This is a genomic window from Leptospira sp. GIMC2001, assembly GCF_028462125.1.
GTDB lineage: Bacteria > Spirochaetota > Leptospiria > Leptospirales > Leptospiraceae.
On the sequence record NZ_CP115468.1, the window covers coordinates 2672040 to 2688704 of the forward strand.

Below are 16665 nucleotides of genomic sequence, written 5' to 3' on the forward strand. Positions count from 1 at the left end.
TTAGTTCCTTTGGCTATGATGAGTCAGAATCAACCTTGACAATTCTGATCCAATGAGATTCGGCATATTGTAGAAATTCTCAGAAGTAACTTGAATTGAATCATGAAAAATATGCTCCGCTATGTAGCGACTCCCCAAACCAACTCCTAAGAATACATAATTTTTTGACTCGTTCTTACGGACAGCTTGTTTTAGTAACTGAGTCTCTCTGCTTGCAATTTCATCATCTATTTCCGCTTTTGCCCTCTGACCCCGAAAATCAGAGACAATCACAACAATTCTAGTTTGCGAGTCAGGAGTAAAAAAATTATCCAAGTTCTCGAGAATCTGATATTCAGGAATTGAGTCCCCTTCCCAACCTTGGGTAAAAAAGTTGAACAATTCCGACTCTGCTCTCTCATCGAATTCATCTTCGTATTTCTTCGCATGAATGATATCAATTTTTTCTTTTGTATTCTTGATGTCGCTATAAGTATGCACGCTAAAATCAACTTCATGATCACGAAGAATGTAGGTGGAAGTGAGAAGTGCAGACAAAACAGCAACCGAATAATCGAAGTTAAAAACCCGACGACACTTACTGACTAGAAAAGCAACTTCAACCCCTTTTAGTTTCTCTTCATTTTTCTCAATTAGAGTTTTATCAAAAATGCGACTATCTCCTTTTCCATTTCGAAAATTGAGGTATCGTCTTGCATCAATTCTAGATCCTTCGTTTCGATACATTCTCGTGATATCAACTTCAGGATCAAATAGACGTTCTAAGTTCAATTCAACTTCTTCTAATTCTTTGCCAAATACTTCGTAAAATTCCTGCTGAGAAACTGCCATCTTATAGTCCCAGAGAAGTCTTCTTTTCTTAAGAAATTGTTTGTACAATTCTTCCGTTCGGTATCCCCAAGCACCACCTCCACCAGCAGGTTCGCCTTGACCCATGTTGCCTCTGGTGTCCTTGCCATACCAAGCATCAGCACCTTCTTTCACATTACCGCCGGTAGGTGGAGTATTGATTTCAAGACCTCGCTTGAGCGGATCACCAGAATTGAGTTTTTTGGCTTTGCCAGTAAGTGGTTCCCTTTTATGTAGTTCTGGGTCCCACCACATTTTCTTTTCTAGATCAGTTGCCTGGGTAAAAGTTTTTTTTTTCTCTTCGATTTTCTCGAAGAGTCCTGATTCCAACTCGATTCCTTGGATTGTATAATCCAAAATTTTCTCAAGCTCGGCTCGTTCTTTTGGATCTGAGATTTGGTTGGTGTATGCGATTTTTCCACCTCGAATCGCAATCTCCTTCAGATCTTTCTGGTTGTATCGAATCAAATGGTCTTTCCATTTCAGTAGATTCGATAGTCCAAATGAGTACGGAACCAAATTTGCCGAACCAATTGTACGCTTATGAGATAGTTCTTTGAGTTTTAAATGGTATTTCGCCATTGCCTCTGGAAGAAATCCTTCAGGTAAATAAAAACTCAACACTTCCTTAAGCGTTCCTATATCTTCTAGTTCAGGAAATAAAACAGGCGTAAAACGGTTACGAAATGCACGAGAAATTGTAGGTAGAGATTTCGAACTTCTGAAGGATTTGAAAGCAATTACTCTAGAGTTATCAGTAAGTTTTATTGGAATGACTTCACCACTTTCAGGTGGTAAGGCTAGAGATTTAGCATCATCGGTAAGCATGTTCATTTTCTCTACGAGTTCTGCACCTGCTGATTCAAGTCCCGTGATTACAATCGTTGCACCTTTTCGAATTCCTCTTGTGAGAGGACCATCCGTCCAACCCACTTCATTTTTGCCAACTGGCTTAAGTGATCCAACAATATCTGATGTGTGCACACCCTTGGATAAAGATACAAGTTCTACCGGATTGCCCATAAGTTCAGTTACCAATGGGAAAAATTCCTGCGGATCTTGATCTTGCCTATATTCTATAAGAAGGTTTTCCTTATTCTGGAAGATTGTTACAACCTTTTCCATAAAAGAAAGAATCGGTTCTGGCATTGGCAATGAGCTTAGAGTTTGTTTCATCTCCGACTCATCATTAATCTTCAATTCTTTATCATTGCAGAACAAAGTATTTTTGTTGATTTCAAATTTTACAGGAAGATTTGGAATATTTTTATCCTTCCAAATCTCAGCTAGCAATTCTCTGATTCTTGCTCGGTCGTCTGGTTTTCGAAAGGGTTCATAGAACAGATTGTACGCTTCTCTTAGATAAATTTCTTCATCTTGTTTGCCGAATAATAAAACCCTTTCACAAAATTTCTTAAGAACTCGAATATTGAAATGGTATTTTTCTAAATCACCTCGACCGATCTCTCCTTGCTTGACTGCAAGTTCTGCTTCCAGGGATGTACGAATTGCACGAGTTAGAAAATCATTTGGAATGTCTGGATACAATTTACTAAGTATAAATAAAATCTCGTCAGGAGTATGCGGATCAATATAGACCACAGAGAAATGTTTCGTAATATCAAAGGGTAAAGGTTTTCTTCCTTCAAATCCTTCTGAAGGATTCTGAGTCCCAATAAAATGAAAACCATCACGTCCATAGATTCGATCTCCGGAACCCTCTAACAAATCCAAAAATCCCGATTCGTAAACAGAAGAGAATCTCTTGAGTATATGTGGAGTTGCTAAGTTCATTTCGTCCGCGACAAATGAATAACCTTCCATGAGAGAAGTTGTAAGCGGACCATTTGCCCATTCAAATCCCTTGCCATCCATTAGAACTCGGTAGGAGCCAATTAAATCTTCTGGTAAAGTATCTTCATTTAAGCTAAACCTCAAAGTGGGTTTCTGTAATTTTGAGTTGATGTAGTAAACCAATGCGTTCTTACCAACTCCAGCATCACCAACAAGTAGAACTGGACGACCTTCGAGCATTGGATAAAGAATATTTTGCAATTGCTTGATGGTAGAATCTGTCTCAACTAAATCGGAAGGAAAGATCAGAGACCTATTTCCGTTCTCATATAAAGGAATCTGAATGCCTGCGATGGTTACGCTTTTCATAGGTTTAGAATCTGTCAGACACTTACTTTGACAACCAAATTCTATTGACGCATCATCTGTCCAAAAGACGCTATACCAATGTCTCTCTCCAAAAAAATGTCACGCATAGATAGCTCACCGATTCGAAGAGCATTTGAATTAGCAAGCAAAATTGAGAATCCAATCAACTTCTCTATTGGGCAGCCTCATTTCCCTTGTCCACAAAATATTGTAGAAGCAATGAAAAAAGCCTTAGACAACGGGAAAACTTCGTACACATTGACCGCTGGTATTCCCGAACTCAGAGAGGCAATGGCAAATAAATATAGAACGGAAAATTCAATATCTTATGCAACAGCGGAACGAGTCTTAGTTACTTCGGGAATTAGTTCATCATTATTTCTGTTATTCAATGCCTTAGTTGATCCAGATGATGAATGTTTGGTGATCAGTCCTTATTTCCTAATGTATCCTTCTATGCTCGGATTCTATGGCGCAAAAGTCACAACACTGGATCAAAATTTCACACCCGAAATGGTATCTAAGTTAAAAGATCGAAAATTCAAATTGATTATTTTTTCATCACCTTCAAACCCAACTGGAAAAATTCTTTCGAAAACTCAATTAACTGCATTGGCAGAGCTTGCGGAATCAACTGGAGCTCATTTAATATCCGACGAGATCTATGAACTATTCGACTATGATAATAAATTTATCTCTGTTGGTTCATTTTACGAAAAAACGATCACTCTGTCTGGATTCTCCAAAACTTATAATATGACAGGACTTCGTTTATCGACTATATTGGCACCGCAAGAAATCATCACGGCTCTTACAACATTGCAGCAATACACGGTAGTATGTGCACCCGCCCCCGTTCAATGGGCTGGACTCGAAGCACTCAAAACAGATATGAGTTCCTATATTCAAGATTATAGAGAAAAAAGAGATTATGTATATGATAATCTAAAAGACCATTATGAAGTTGAAAAATCGGATGGAGCTTTTTACTTTTTTCTAAAAGTTCCCATTCGTGATGAAGATTTTGTGAACAAGGCTGTAGAGAAAGAAAAATTGATTCTAGTTCCGGGATATATTTTCTGTGAAGACCACAATCATGTGCGTTTGTCTTTTGCAAGTGAATGGGATAGTTTGAAAAAAGGAATAGCTGCACTTCAGAGACTTGCCTGATGCTTGAGACTAACATCGAATTGATTCCTATTTATATAGCTCTATTTTTTATCGGAGCTTGCTTGGGAAGCTTCTACTTCAATCTAGCCTATAGAATTTTGGATTTATACTATTCTCAGAATAGGAAAATTTATAAGGGTGCAAGACGCCTCTATGAGTTGTTTATTCATCCGAGCCATTGCGAGAATTGCGAGGCGAAAATTCCAGCAGTTGCACTCATTCCAATTATTGGATACTTTCTTACTCGAGGCAAATGCAAAGAATGTGGTTATCAAATTCCATTGATCTATCCGATCGGAGAGTTGCTATTTGCGATTAGCGGATGTTTGTATTTTTATTTGAGTGATAGCCCTTGGATTGCTGTTTTAATCATTCTACTGCAAGGACATCTTTTGATTTCTATCTATACAGATATAACTTATTTCTCTCTGGACTATGAGAATCTAATCTGGATTTTTATTTGGGGATTTATTGCAAATTATCTGATCAACGACGGATTCCCTATATTAGAAGATTACTATGTTCTAGCTGGATTCATTGGTTTTTTCTTGATATTGTATCTATTCTATCCGCAAGGAATCGGGTTCGGAGATGTTCTATTCGCTCCAGTCTTTGCTTTTCTAACTGGACATCCATGGTGGATGCTTTTTATCAACGCATCATATATTCCTGCAGTTCTATTCACATTTATTTTTCGAGACAGGAGCAAAGGAATCAGAAATACTCCCATTCCCATGGGTGTATATTTTTGTTTAGGATTGTTGATATGTTTTATTGCCAAATTGGTATTTATGAAATGGGGAATGGAGATAGAAGCTTATGAGTGAGATAGATCTAGCTAGCATACGTAAAAATTATTCTAAGGAAAGATTGGATGAAGAAGATGTGGGAGATGACCCAATCCAATTTTTCAATCTTTGGATGAGTGAAGCTGTGGATGCTAAAATTCCAGAACCAACCGCTATGTCTGTATCAACCGTCTCAAAATCTGGAAGACCATCTTCTAGGATTCTACTTCTAAAAGGAGTGGAGAATGGGATTTTTAAATTCTACTCCAATTATTCATCGAATAAAGGACAAGAAATTGCGCAAAATCCAAATGTTAGTCTATTGTTTTTCTGGCCAGAATTAGAAAGACAGATTCGTATTGATGGTCTAGTCGAAAAACTTTCCAGAGAAGAATCAACTATTTATTTCCATTCGAGACCGAGAGAAAGCCAGATTGGCGCACATACTTCACTGCAGTCTTCAACACTTGATTCGCGTGAAAGTTTAGAAAAAAAATACGAAGAATTTTTGCAAAAATTTGCCAATATTAATCCGATTCCTATTCCTGAGAATTGGGGTGGATATGGTTTGGTTTCCGATCGAATCGAATTTTGGCAAGGAAGACCATCGAGGTTGCACGATAGAATTGTTTTCAAAAAAGAAAATTCCACATGGCAAAAGATTCGTCTATCTCCATGAGTATATCATTGAACTAACTAGATCAGTTAATTTTTTTCTTTATGAAGTGGTGTAAGCTTACTTGCATCAATGGTTAATAGATGACCCATTTTCATTTTCTTGGTCATGAGATAGTGATGGTTCTCATCACCAGCGATGATTTCGATGGGAACTCTATCGACAACACTTAGGTTATAACCTTCCAGTCCAACAATCTTTCTTGGATTGTTAGTCATAAGCTTCATTTTCTGAACGCCTATATCTTTTAGAATCTGCGCGCCAATTCCATAATCTCTTAAGTCAGCGGCAAATCCCAATTGAAGATTTGCTTCCACCGTATCAGCTCCTGTGTCTTGAATCTGATAGGCTTTTAGTTTATTGATAAGTCCAATTCCACGACCCTCTTGCCTCATATAGAGAAGGATTCCTTTACCAGCATCTTCAATCATCTTCAAAGCCGAATGAAGTTGCGATCCACAGTCACAACGTTTACTGAAGAAAATATCACCAGTGAGACATTCCGAGTGAACACGAACAAGAACTGGATCATCGGCTTTTATATCACCTTTCACCAATGCTACATGGATCTTATCGTCAACTAACGTAGAATAGGCTCTAATTTCGAAATCACCATAGTCAGTTGGCAATCGTGTTGCTACTTCAAGATGAATCAGCTTGTCTTGATTCTGACGATAGCGAATCAAGTCTTCAATTGTATAAATATTTAAATCATGCTTCTTGGCAAATAATTCAAGATCAGGAAGTCTTGCCATCGTCCCATCTTCATTCATAATTTCGCAGATCACACCAGCAGGTTTTAGCCCAGCCAAAATACTTAGATCCACGGATGCTTCCGTATGACCCGCACGACGAAGCACTCCACCAGGAACGGCTTCCAAGGGAAATAAATGTCCAGGAAAAATCAATGATTCTGTTGTAGAGTTCGGATCCAAAAGAACTTCAATGGTTTTGGCACGATCAGCGGCAGAGATCCCAGTTGTTGTTCCTTCTTTTGCATCTACGGAAATGGTGAATGCAGTTCCATGTTTATCACCACTTCCGGTTTGAATCTTGCCAAGACCCAACTTTCGCAACCGATCTTTGGTCATAGGAATGCATATCAGCCCGCGTCCATGAGTTGCCATGAAATTAATCTGCTCCTTGGTAGCAAATTCTGCCGCAATAACCAAATCTCCCTCGTTCTCTCGATCCTCCGAGTCGACAAGAATGATCATCTTGCCTGCTTTAATATCTTCGATAGCTTGTTCGATGGGTTTTACCATAGGTAGGAACTCCTATATACCAAATTTTTCAAAATTGATATAAAAGACACTGAAAAATCATTGATCCCAACACGAGTTTCTTTCTAATGATATGAACCGAACAATTGCAGACGAAGGATATAGAATGGAACTTAAGCTCAGCCAACTAGGAAATATCAAAATCATTGAAATTTCTGGAAAATACGACATAGAATCTACCGAAGAATTTGAAAACATCTTTAACAAGCAGCTTGAATCTAAACCAAAATATATCGCAGTTGATATGAGCAAGTTGGATTATATTGACTCATCTGGAATTGGATCACTAATCAAATGCCTCAATTCTCTAAAATCCAAAAATGGGAAACTCCTTCTGATTGGAATGAAGCCAATGATACAAAATGTATTCAAACTAGCTAAGTTGGATATGTTTTTTGAAATCCTTTCCAAACCAGACTTCGAAGCAAAATACATGGACGATGACGATAGCGACATCGACAACCTTCTCAAGAAATAATAATTTATTGTAAGCAATCACACCCTTTTGATTCTGAATCTTTTCAAAAGGGTCTCCAATCATTTCGGAATATTTAAGATTTTCTAACCATTTTTTCAAGATATCTTGCGACTAGATCAATTTCCAAATTCACCACCGATCCAACAACCCAAGTTGATGCGGTGGTTTTTTGTATAGTCTCAGGAATCAAAACCAGCTCAAAATGATTCTTAGAAGGCAATGACACAACCGTAAGGGAAATTCCATCGACAGCAATGCTTCCCCTTGTTACGATAAAGGAATCCATTTCCTCTGGATATTCGATGTAGTAGATCCAAACCTTTCCATTATCGCGAGTTTCCACAAAGGTCACTTTTCCTGTACCGTCTACATGTCCTTGGACATAATGGCCGCCAAGTCGCGTAGTTGGAGTAACAGATCTTTCGAGATTTACCGGATCACCTATTTTCAATAAGCCGAGATTGGTTAATTCTAAAGTTTTGTAGGATGAATAGAATTCGAATTTGTTTCTATTTGCTGTAAGTTTGGTAACTGTCTGACAGGCTCCACTAATAGAAATACTATCCCCAAGCTTAAGATCATTGTCTATCCAATCGAATTCTACTTGCAAAATTTTGCCTCCATCTGTGTCTTCAACTGAACGAACAATACCCTTGCCTTCAACCAATCCAGTAAACATATTCATCTCCCTTTATATACTTTCCATTCATCCGAATCTATTTTTTTCTGGAAAATCATTTTCCTAGATACAGTTTGCGGATTGGATTTCTGGTCGGCTGCCAATTCGGTATCAGAACCCAATTCTATTCCAGAAACCAAGTCAAATTTTGATCCTTTATTCAGTCTCAAATTTTTATTCTGAACTACGAGAATCTCATCTTCTTCATCTAATATTTTACCGAATTCCGAATAAAGTAAATACCCACCTTCAACCAAAAGATTGTTTGCTCCAAGGTCCGCAAGATCTTTGCAAATATAATCTGCCCATTGGATACTAGGAAGGTGCTGAATTCTAACATTAGAAATTGATAATATGGAATCTTGCAATGATTGATCGATCTGCCGACTTGCGTTATTTGGATCGGTCTCAATCAAATTTCCGTGGGAGTCTCCGAATTCTATCAAATCTGGATCGTTCTTATTAAGATCGCCTGAATCAAAAACGGTAGCTTGATTGCTGGATTGTCTCTCTGGTAAAATATAAAATACTATCTTTGTTTTATGATTGTAGAGTTCTTGTAAAACTTTTTGCTTATGAATAAAATCCTTGGAAAGAATTTGATTCTTAGCTATTACAAAGGCTCGAATCGGTTGGTATTCAATGATATTTTCTCTATGATGCGTTTGGATATCTTGATCGAGTGAAAAATTCATAATTGACTCCCAGAACAAAACATCTGGATTCTCGTTGTTCAATTTTGATTTCGAATTATCAGCTTTCATATATTCTGGAATTCGAAAATTCAATGAAGGATTGTCAATTTCTGTAGTTTTAGGTCCTACAATGATTGCATCAACTTTAGCTCGTAGCATCGACAAATATACATTAGATGACTGATTGGAAACTGAAAGTCTTTCTGCGGGCTCAGTTGAATAAAAACCGTCTGCCGAAATTGCGGATTTTATAATTATTTTCGGCCGATTTTTTCTGATTCTTTTAAAGAATCCAGCTAGGAAAGCCTGCCCGACAAGTTGCAATTCTGTGGAGATGGCAAATGCGATTCCTGATTGAGAATAGATCTTGTTATCACGTTGTGATTCAACGATTGGATTGGGATCAAGCGATCCCACAAATACATTTCTTGGTTTCTTGCTAATAATCAGATCTCGGCAAGGAGGAGTTCTTCCAGTATGCGAACAAGGCTCAAGTGTAACGTATACATCATGCTCTAAGTTTGTATTAGCCGAGGGATCACTATTGGAAATATTTTTTTGATTCGTAAATTGAATTGTAGATGGATCTGCATTGTCATCCGCAATTTGATCAGCAAACTGTTCTATATAGTGATTAATCTTTAGATTTTTTTCTAAATTAGCGTAGGCTTCTCGCTCTGCATGATTGCCACCAATAACTTGGGTAAATCCTGTTGCAAGAATATCATTATTGGAATTTGATATAACGCAAGCAACAGGCGGATTGGGAGATGAGAATCCTAATGCAAGGTAGGAAGCTCGGACGATTGCTTCAAGAATCGACTCGTCCAAGCTAATATCAACTAAGCAGTTGCTCGTTTTTTTCGATTTTTCATGAATGTATCAAACATTTCCATGACTGGTGCTGCGATAAAAATCGAAGAGTAGGTTCCGACAATCACACCGAAAACCAGAACATAAGCAAAGTCATACAACTCTACCGCTCCACCGACGATCAAAGCAACCACTGAAATCAATGTAGCAAAAGATGTATTGATCGTTCGACCCAGTGTCTGGTAGATGGATCCGTTTATCACTGGAGCCATTGCCATGTCAGGATTGTTTAATGTATTTTCACGGATTCTATCAAAAATCACAATTGTATCGTTGATTGAATAACCAAGCAAAGTCAAAATTGCTGCAATCAATGGAACGCTTGGCTTGATCTGAAAAGCACCTATCATTGCCAATGTGATAGCAAGATCATGCAATAGAGCAAGGGATGCGCCCACGCTAAATTTGATAAATCGAAATCGAAAGGTGAGATAACCTGCCATTACAATCAATGTCCAGAATATCAAAGAAATTCCTGTTTCAGTTAACTCACCACCAACTACAGCACCCACTTGATCAGCACTGAGTATATCACCATTTTTGAGATTGAAATCAAGGATAACCTGATTCATAAAATCTTGAAGCGCTGATCCTTCCGTCTGCTTGGCTATTTTTCTTTTGGTTATGAATTCATCTAACACACTCAAAGCCATATCCATCTGCCAGATATTCTTATCCTTATCCAATTGAATAAGAACAGCCTCAATTTTTTTCTCAGTAAAATATGCGTTCAATCTGTCACGAGAAATGGATTCAGGAAATTGGATCGTCGTACGAATTCCACCATTGAAATCTAAAGAATTTGCAAATCCTCCATGGACTCCATAAGTTACTGCAAAACCAGCAATGATGAACGCGAGAGAAATGGTTAAAGTGAAATATTTGTATTTGATAAAATCCATCATTAGTTTGCCTCTTTCTTTTTATTGAATAGATTGAATCCAAGCCTTAACTTGGATACACCTAACTCATTGACTGAGAGTTCCATAAGTATCCGGCTCACAACTAAAGATGTGAAAAGGGAAGTTATGATACCCCAACATAAAGTAATCGCAAATCCTTTGATCGGACCATTACCAAGTCTGATCATCAAAATACCAGAAATCAATGTGGTTACGTTTGCATCTATAATTGTCCAGAAAGCATTCTCAAAACCGCGAGAAACTGCTTGAGTGATATGTTTGCCTGCATCCAATTCTTCCCGAATTCTTTCGTAGATAATCACGTTTGCATCTACCGCCATACCGACCGTCAGAATGATACCAGCAAATCCAGGAAGCGTTAGTGTAAAATCCATCAAGCTCAAAAGTGCCATGAGGATAGTAACGTTTACCAATAGTGTAACATCTGCGATAAATCCAGCCAATCCGTAGTAGAATATCATATAGAACATCACAAGAATGAAACCAATAACTACCGATTTGATACCAACTTTGATTGACTCAAGACCTAAAGTAGGTCCGATGAATCTCATCTCAAGAACGGACAATGGGATCGGAAGTGAACCTTCACTGATCACATTGGAGAGTCGCGTTGCCTCTTCTTGATTAAAGCTTCCAGAAATTTCAGCTCGTCCACCAGCAATTGGGTCATTGATTGTCGGATTCGATACGACTTTATCTCCCCATACAATTGCTAAATTCCGACCACGATTCTGCGATGTTAATTCAAAAAATCGATCTGCTCCTTGTGGAGTTAAAGAAAACGACACAGTCCAAGCTAAACTATTTGGATTGTAAGCTGGTTGTGCGTTCGTTAAATCGTTGCCCGATAGAGCAATAGATCTCTCAAGAACGATAAAAGATCTTGGTAAAAGAGGTGATGTGGAATTCGCACCCCTTGCCCATAGAGTAAATAATTTATATCTATCAGTTGGGATATTGTATTTCTTTTCCAAACTTTGTATGAACCGGTCTTGGGCATCTTTACCAAGTCGATTCTTAACAATATTCTGTAATTTGACAATATCGGTTTCTTCCTTTTTGCCTGCTTCAAGAAGTCTTCTCTCTTCGGCAGCAATTTTGCTTCCGAGATCCGATGATGCCGGTTCTTCCAATCTGTATTCAACTGTTTCTGTAGATTGCAAAATTTCCAAGATCCGAGCGGAATTGGTAACTCCAGGAAGTGATACTTCAACGGATTCCGATTCAGATTGGATACGAACTTGTGGCTCGGTAAGATTCTGATTCGTAAGTCTATTGTCTATAATCGTTTTAGCTTTTTCTAATTCGATCTGCTTACGAAAAGGTGTAAGTTCAAATCTAGATTCGATCTCTTCCAATTTATCAATTGCTTCTTTTCTCTCATCTTCTGTGAGTGTTAGATCATTCTTTTTTGCATTTAGGTCGGAAATTTCTTTAGAATAGATATCTCTTAATTTTGAAACGTAAATATCAAAATCACCCTTAAGCACGACTCTCATTCCACCTTGTAAGTCCAAACCAAACTTGATTGCAAGAGGTTTACCTGACTTAATCCAATTCTCAATGAGTGTTGGCACCAAATGGTTCTTAGATTCCCAAATCAGTTCTGAATTTTCTTGAGATATCTGGTTGATCTTCGCGGATGTGATGAACCTTCCGCTTACTTTGAAAATCTCTTCGCCTTTGTATTCAGTAGGTTTCGGCGAGATCGTCCATTCCTTTTCAGGATCATAATCTTTGAACCATCGATCTTCGAACTCGCTTAAGATTCGGATCTGTTGTTCTTGGGTCTGCTCTTTGAATTCTGGACGAACAGCTAATTCCAATTCTCTCTCACCAAACGATGGATAGAGGACAAGAATAGCTGCAACTACTGCCAGGACGGGAATGATGGATGCTTGGCGAGACTTCAATTTAAACTCCTAAATTCTAATTAAAAGGTTAGCGTCTCATTCTTCGAATGGTAGGTGTTGACCTACGAGACGAAGAAGAAACTCGGCCGGATCTGAGCCGATAGATTGCGAATATCAAAAGTATTCCAAAAATGTAAAATGCCTTCTGGTATTTAGATAGAAAGCCTGTAAAAGATTTAAAAATGCTATAATCTCCAGTAACTGTTGGAAGAGGATGAACCACCTGTGCATCAGCGGACTTTTCCTTACCTTCATCTACAGGTAGACTTTCTGGAGTTACGTTTGCTGCAAAACCAGGAAGATAATCGGGCTCCATAGCAAGAGGTTCGTCTACCCAAATTCCTTCATCTAAACCCGCCTCTTCTTGTGGCTCTATCTCTGATGATTTCGTAGATAGCTTTGGATCAGGAGAAGTCGTTGTAGATTTCGAAGTGGTAGAACTTGGGCTTGTGAGCGATGTCGTCGGTGCTACCGTTGTCGCCTTCTTCGTTGTGGTCGGAGTAACGGTTGTCTTCTTGGTAGCAGTCTTAGTTGTCGACTTCGTTTGTGTTTTCTGCGTGGATTTGGTTGATGTCTTAGTTGGTTCTGTCTTCGATGTAGGCTCCACTTTTGTTGGAGCTTTCTCAACAGGGACTTGAATGTTCTCAACCTTATCCAAAAAATCCAAGTTATCCACAGATTCCTGAGCGAACACAGATAGACTGATGAAAAGCAAAGGAAGAATGATTGAACTTGAATTCAGAAGACGAGACATGAAATTCTAAGTATTCTCTTTTTTCGAAGTAACAGAATTGAGGCTAAAAGTCACGCTTGTGTTCGGAGCGATTGCAAGAACTACCGTCTGGTCAGCCTCTCTAACTTCCGTTACCTTTCCATGAATTCCGCTAGTTGTAATTACGTTATCACCCTTATTGAGGGAGGCGATCATTTCTTTTCTTTTCTTTTCTTCGTTTCTTTGTGGGCGAATGACTAGAAAGTACATGACCACAAGCATAACGGGAATGAGAAGTAAAGTGCCGAATGGAGAACCACCCTCTTTGCCTGCTTGGGCGAGGGTGAAATGGATTGTTTCAAATATATGCATACCTAATTGAAAAGCAAATTCTCTCTTGCGAATTGAGCAACCTTTTTATTTAAAATCTGCTGAATTGCCATTTTATAACCGTTTTCAATGGATTCCACCCGGTCTAGAATCCATAAAGCGACTCCCGCATTCAGTGCGACTAAATGTGCACCAGATGTATCTTCACCATTGATTACATTTTTTGAAAGTTCAAGTGCTTTCTCAGGTGACGAAACGTACACTTCGCCCGGATTCAATGGCTTCGAAATTTTTAAAATTGTTGGATCAAAATGTCCTTCGATCAATTTATTATTTCGAATCACCATATAATCTGTTGGGGCAAATATAGAAAATTCATCTAAACCATCAATTGAATGGCAGACAACACCTGCAACGATTCCCAATTCCTTTAGTGCAAAAGCAACTCGCTCAATCCAATCTTTGGAGAAAACTCCAATGATCTGATGAGTTGGTTTAAAAGGATTGGATAGAGGTCCAATCAAATTAAAGAAACTTCTAAAACCTAGTTCCTTTCGGACATTTGCGGCAAACTTCATCGCAGGATGCCAAGCAGGTGCAAATAAAAATGTAAATCCTGCAGAAATAAATCTATCCTCAACTTCTGAATGACTCAACTCTAAAGACAATCCAAGAGCCGACAATAAATCACTAGAGCCGGATACAGATGATACGGATCTATTGCCATGCTTTGCAACTTTTACACCAAGTGAAGATAAGGTGAGAGCGGACAGAGTGGACACATTGATACTACCCTTACCATCTCCTCCAGTTCCGCATGTATCCAAAACTGGAAAATCCCATGGTGCAGATTTGGGTGCAACAGCTGCTTTGCGCATGGCTTGTGCAAACCCGAGTATTTCTTCACCCGTTTCACCCTTTACCTTGAGTGCAGTTATAAAAGAGGCCAAAACAATTTCCGATACTTCCCCTTTCATAACAAATCCAAGAAAGGATCTTGCTTCGTCTCGATTTAGATTCTGACCTGTTGTAACTTTATGAAGTATGTCGATTGCCTGCATGTCTCCCCCTAAATGCGATATAGATATTGCGCGGTCGAAGTAGTCGAAAATTAGAAATCAGATATCGAATCCCAGACCATAGAGTTATAATCGTAGTGAGTAGCATTCCGTAATAAGGAAGAAAGCTCGCAATTCGATTCATAATTTGTTGAAGACTTAAGTCTGGTTTATTATTCCAATCATCAATAAATTGCGCAAAATTAGTCGAAGCAATCTCAAAAGTTGTTAATCCTTCCGCTCCTTGCATATCATACAATTCATTGATAAGAGCTCGCCTTTTGCCCGAGATCAGCATAAAAATCACAAGGATAATTAGGATTGTACCCATTTGAAAGGTGGTCTTGATCTTACCCATTCTTGTTGTGCGTAAGGAGAACCCTTCTCGGATCGCAAGCCAACGAAGAAAGGTTATTAGAATATCACGAAATACGATTACTAGAACCATCCAAAGTTCTATCTGATTATTCAGAAATAGGAAAGCAGTAAATGATCCAATCACTAGAAATTTGTCAGCTAAGGGATCTAAGAATTTTCCAAGTTCAGTCTCTTGGTTCCACTTGCGAGCTAGATATCCATCCACCAAATCAGTAATAGATGCAATGGCAAAAATCACAAAAGCCCATACTTGATAAATTAGCTCGCTACGAAATAAAAAATATATAAACACAGGAAGTGATAATACACGTAGCCCAGTAAGAATATTTGGTAGATTGAAATTCTTACGTAAGTCTTCCATTCTATTTCTGAACCCAACTTCCGGTCATATCGTATTCCTGAAAAGAATCCACTCGCACATGACCAATATCGCCCACTTTCAAATTATCATCTTCGACAAACACAACTTCATCGATTTCGGGCGCATCTTGGTATCGACGAACTACCCATATTCCATCTTCGGCTTTCTCATCAACAATAGCAGGATAGATCTTACCCAATCTTTGCGCATGAATATCTTTTAGATTTTCCAGATGAAGGTCGCGAACCATATTGACTCGTTTAGCAATTTCTCTATCGCTCGGTTTGCCCTTTAGATCGAGTCCTTTAGTTCCTTCTTGTGGTGAATAAGGAAATAAATTGACTTTCTCGGGTTTTACTTCGCTTATAAATTTCATTACGAGATCTACATCTTCTGGTTTTTCGGAAGGAAATCCCATGATAAATGAGGTTCTGATTTCCAAATCAGGCATAACAGATCGAGCTTTATTGTATAAATCTTTGAAAAATTCATAATCTCCCGACCTATTCATCGCTTTGAGAACATTGGTCGAAACATGCTGCAAAGGACTTTCTAAATAAGGAGCCAATTTAGTAATCTTGGAAAAATAATCTAACAATCGATAGGTTTTTTTGTCAGGATAAAGATATAAAGGACGTAAAATCTCCAAGCCTTCCATATCATTGAGTTTCATTAGAAGATTCGCAAGTTCTAGTTCGGATTTTTTATAATAGATTGTATCTTGAGATACTAAGCATATTTCTTTGGCACCGGATAGAAGTGCACGTTTTGTTTGTGAGATAATATTTGCTTCATCCACATCAACAAATTTACCACGAAGACTAGGAATGATACAGAATGCACAGCCTCGATTGCATCCATCAGAAATTTTGACATAAGAATAGGGTTTAGAGAAATTCTCAATCGAGGGATCATACTTCATCCGCTCTAAAAGGTCACGATTGAATTCTTTGTTATCGGAAAAATCTAGAGGAAAAGCTTCTTTGAGAATTTGACCTGCTTCATGATAACGACCTGTCCCGAATAGGAAATCCACTTCGGGCATATCTTCTCGAATGGCTTCAGGGTATCGTTGCGAAAAACATCCTACAACGATAAGCTTCTGATCTTTTTGTTTTTTTACTTCGCCTGCTTGAAGAATCGTCTGGATGGTTTCTTCTGTTGCAGACTGAATAAAAGTGCAAGAATTGATGAGATGAAAATCACTAGATTCCGGACTCTCTGATGGCACCAATCCTTCCACAAGTAGGGATTGGTGAATTGCACTCGAATCGGCTGTATTTTTTGGACAACCCAGAGTCGTAATATAAAATGACCTTCTGGAATTGTCCAAGAA

General features: G+C 38.4%; 15 protein-coding genes. 4 read left to right on the forward strand and 11 right to left on the reverse strand.

The window, feature by feature from the left end; translation table 11 throughout:
- On the reverse strand, positions 1 to 3012 hold the full coding sequence (locus O4O04_RS13840; protein WP_272532357.1) for an AAA family ATPase: 3012 nt from the start codon (positions 3010 to 3012) through the stop codon (positions 1 to 3).
- Between the two features lie 78 nt (positions 3013 to 3090).
- Between O4O04_RS13840 and O4O04_RS13845 the strand changes: the two genes are divergently transcribed.
- Genes O4O04_RS13845 through pdxH form a run of 3 tightly spaced genes read left to right on the forward strand, consistent with a single transcriptional unit; the run spans position 3091 to position 5649 of the window.
- Positions 3091 to 4182 carry a pyridoxal phosphate-dependent aminotransferase gene (locus tag O4O04_RS13845; protein WP_272532358.1) on the forward strand — a complete coding sequence of 364 codons (1092 nt, stop codon included), beginning with the start codon at positions 3091 to 3093 and terminating at the stop codon, positions 4180 to 4182.
- Positions 4182 to 5009: a prepilin peptidase gene (locus O4O04_RS13850; protein ID WP_272532359.1), complete on the forward strand. Its 828-nt coding sequence runs from the start codon at positions 4182 to 4184 to the stop codon at positions 5007 to 5009. Before O4O04_RS13845 ends, O4O04_RS13850 begins: the two co-directional genes overlap by 1 nt.
- Positions 5002 to 5649, forward strand: a complete 648-nt coding sequence (gene pdxH / locus O4O04_RS13855; protein ID WP_272532360.1) for a pyridoxamine 5'-phosphate oxidase — start codon at positions 5002 to 5004, stop codon at positions 5647 to 5649. Before O4O04_RS13850 ends, pdxH begins: the two co-directional genes overlap by 8 nt.
- 26 nt (positions 5650 to 5675) lie before the next feature.
- On the opposite strand, the gene O4O04_RS13860 is transcribed toward pdxH, so the two are convergent.
- Positions 5676 to 6911, reverse strand: a complete 1236-nt coding sequence (locus O4O04_RS13860; protein WP_272532362.1) for a bifunctional 3,4-dihydroxy-2-butanone-4-phosphate synthase/GTP cyclohydrolase II — start codon at positions 6909 to 6911, stop codon at positions 5676 to 5678.
- Positions 6912 to 7002: 91 nt separating this feature from the next.
- On the opposite strand from O4O04_RS13860, the gene O4O04_RS13865 reads away from it, so the two are divergent.
- Positions 7003 to 7407: an STAS domain-containing protein gene (locus O4O04_RS13865; protein WP_272532363.1), complete on the forward strand. Its 405-nt coding sequence runs from the start codon at positions 7003 to 7005 to the stop codon at positions 7405 to 7407.
- A gap of 73 nt (positions 7408 to 7480) precedes the next feature.
- Here the strand turns inward: O4O04_RS13865 and O4O04_RS13870 are convergent, their stop codons facing one another.
- From O4O04_RS13870 to O4O04_RS13910, 9 genes are read right to left on the reverse strand one after another with little or no spacing between them, the layout of a single operon-like run.
- Entirely contained in the window at positions 7481 to 8086 is a 606-nt protein-coding gene (locus O4O04_RS13870; protein WP_272532364.1) for a riboflavin synthase, read from the reverse strand.
- A 2-nt stretch (positions 8087 to 8088) separates the two neighbouring features.
- Positions 8089 to 9612, reverse strand: coding sequence for a bifunctional diaminohydroxyphosphoribosylaminopyrimidine deaminase/5-amino-6-(5-phosphoribosylamino)uracil reductase RibD (locus tag O4O04_RS13875; protein WP_272532365.1), 1524 nt, complete (start codon positions 9610 to 9612; stop codon positions 8089 to 8091).
- A gap of 11 nt (positions 9613 to 9623) precedes the next feature.
- Positions 9624 to 10559: a protein translocase subunit SecF gene (gene secF, locus O4O04_RS13880; protein ID WP_272532366.1), complete on the reverse strand. Its 936-nt coding sequence runs from the start codon at positions 10557 to 10559 to the stop codon at positions 9624 to 9626.
- On the reverse strand, positions 10559 to 12490 hold the full coding sequence (gene secD / locus O4O04_RS13885) for a protein translocase subunit SecD (protein WP_272532367.1): 1932 nt from the start codon (positions 12488 to 12490) through the stop codon (positions 10559 to 10561). The genes secF and secD overlap by 1 nt, the downstream gene beginning before the upstream one ends.
- 28 nt (positions 12491 to 12518) lie before the next feature.
- Entirely contained in the window at positions 12519 to 13244 is a 726-nt protein-coding gene (locus tag O4O04_RS13890; RefSeq protein WP_272532368.1) for an SRP-less Sec system protein, read from the reverse strand.
- A 6-nt stretch (positions 13245 to 13250) separates the two neighbouring features.
- Positions 13251 to 13574: a preprotein translocase subunit YajC gene (gene yajC, locus O4O04_RS13895; protein ID WP_272532369.1), complete on the reverse strand. Its 324-nt coding sequence runs from the start codon at positions 13572 to 13574 to the stop codon at positions 13251 to 13253.
- Positions 13575 to 13576: 2 nt separating this feature from the next.
- Entirely contained in the window at positions 13577 to 14593 is a 1017-nt protein-coding gene (gene trpD, locus O4O04_RS13900; RefSeq protein ID WP_272532370.1) for an anthranilate phosphoribosyltransferase, read from the reverse strand.
- Positions 14568 to 15329 carry a CDP-diacylglycerol--glycerol-3-phosphate 3-phosphatidyltransferase gene (gene pgsA / locus O4O04_RS13905; RefSeq protein WP_272532371.1) on the reverse strand — a complete coding sequence of 254 codons (762 nt, stop codon included), beginning with the start codon at positions 15327 to 15329 and terminating at the stop codon, positions 14568 to 14570. The genes trpD and pgsA overlap by 26 nt, the downstream gene beginning before the upstream one ends.
- A 1-nt stretch (position 15330) precedes the next feature.
- Entirely contained in the window at positions 15331 to 16662 is a 1332-nt protein-coding gene (locus tag O4O04_RS13910) for a MiaB/RimO family radical SAM methylthiotransferase (protein ID WP_272532372.1), read from the reverse strand.
- Positions 16663 to 16665 lie beyond the last annotated feature (3 nt).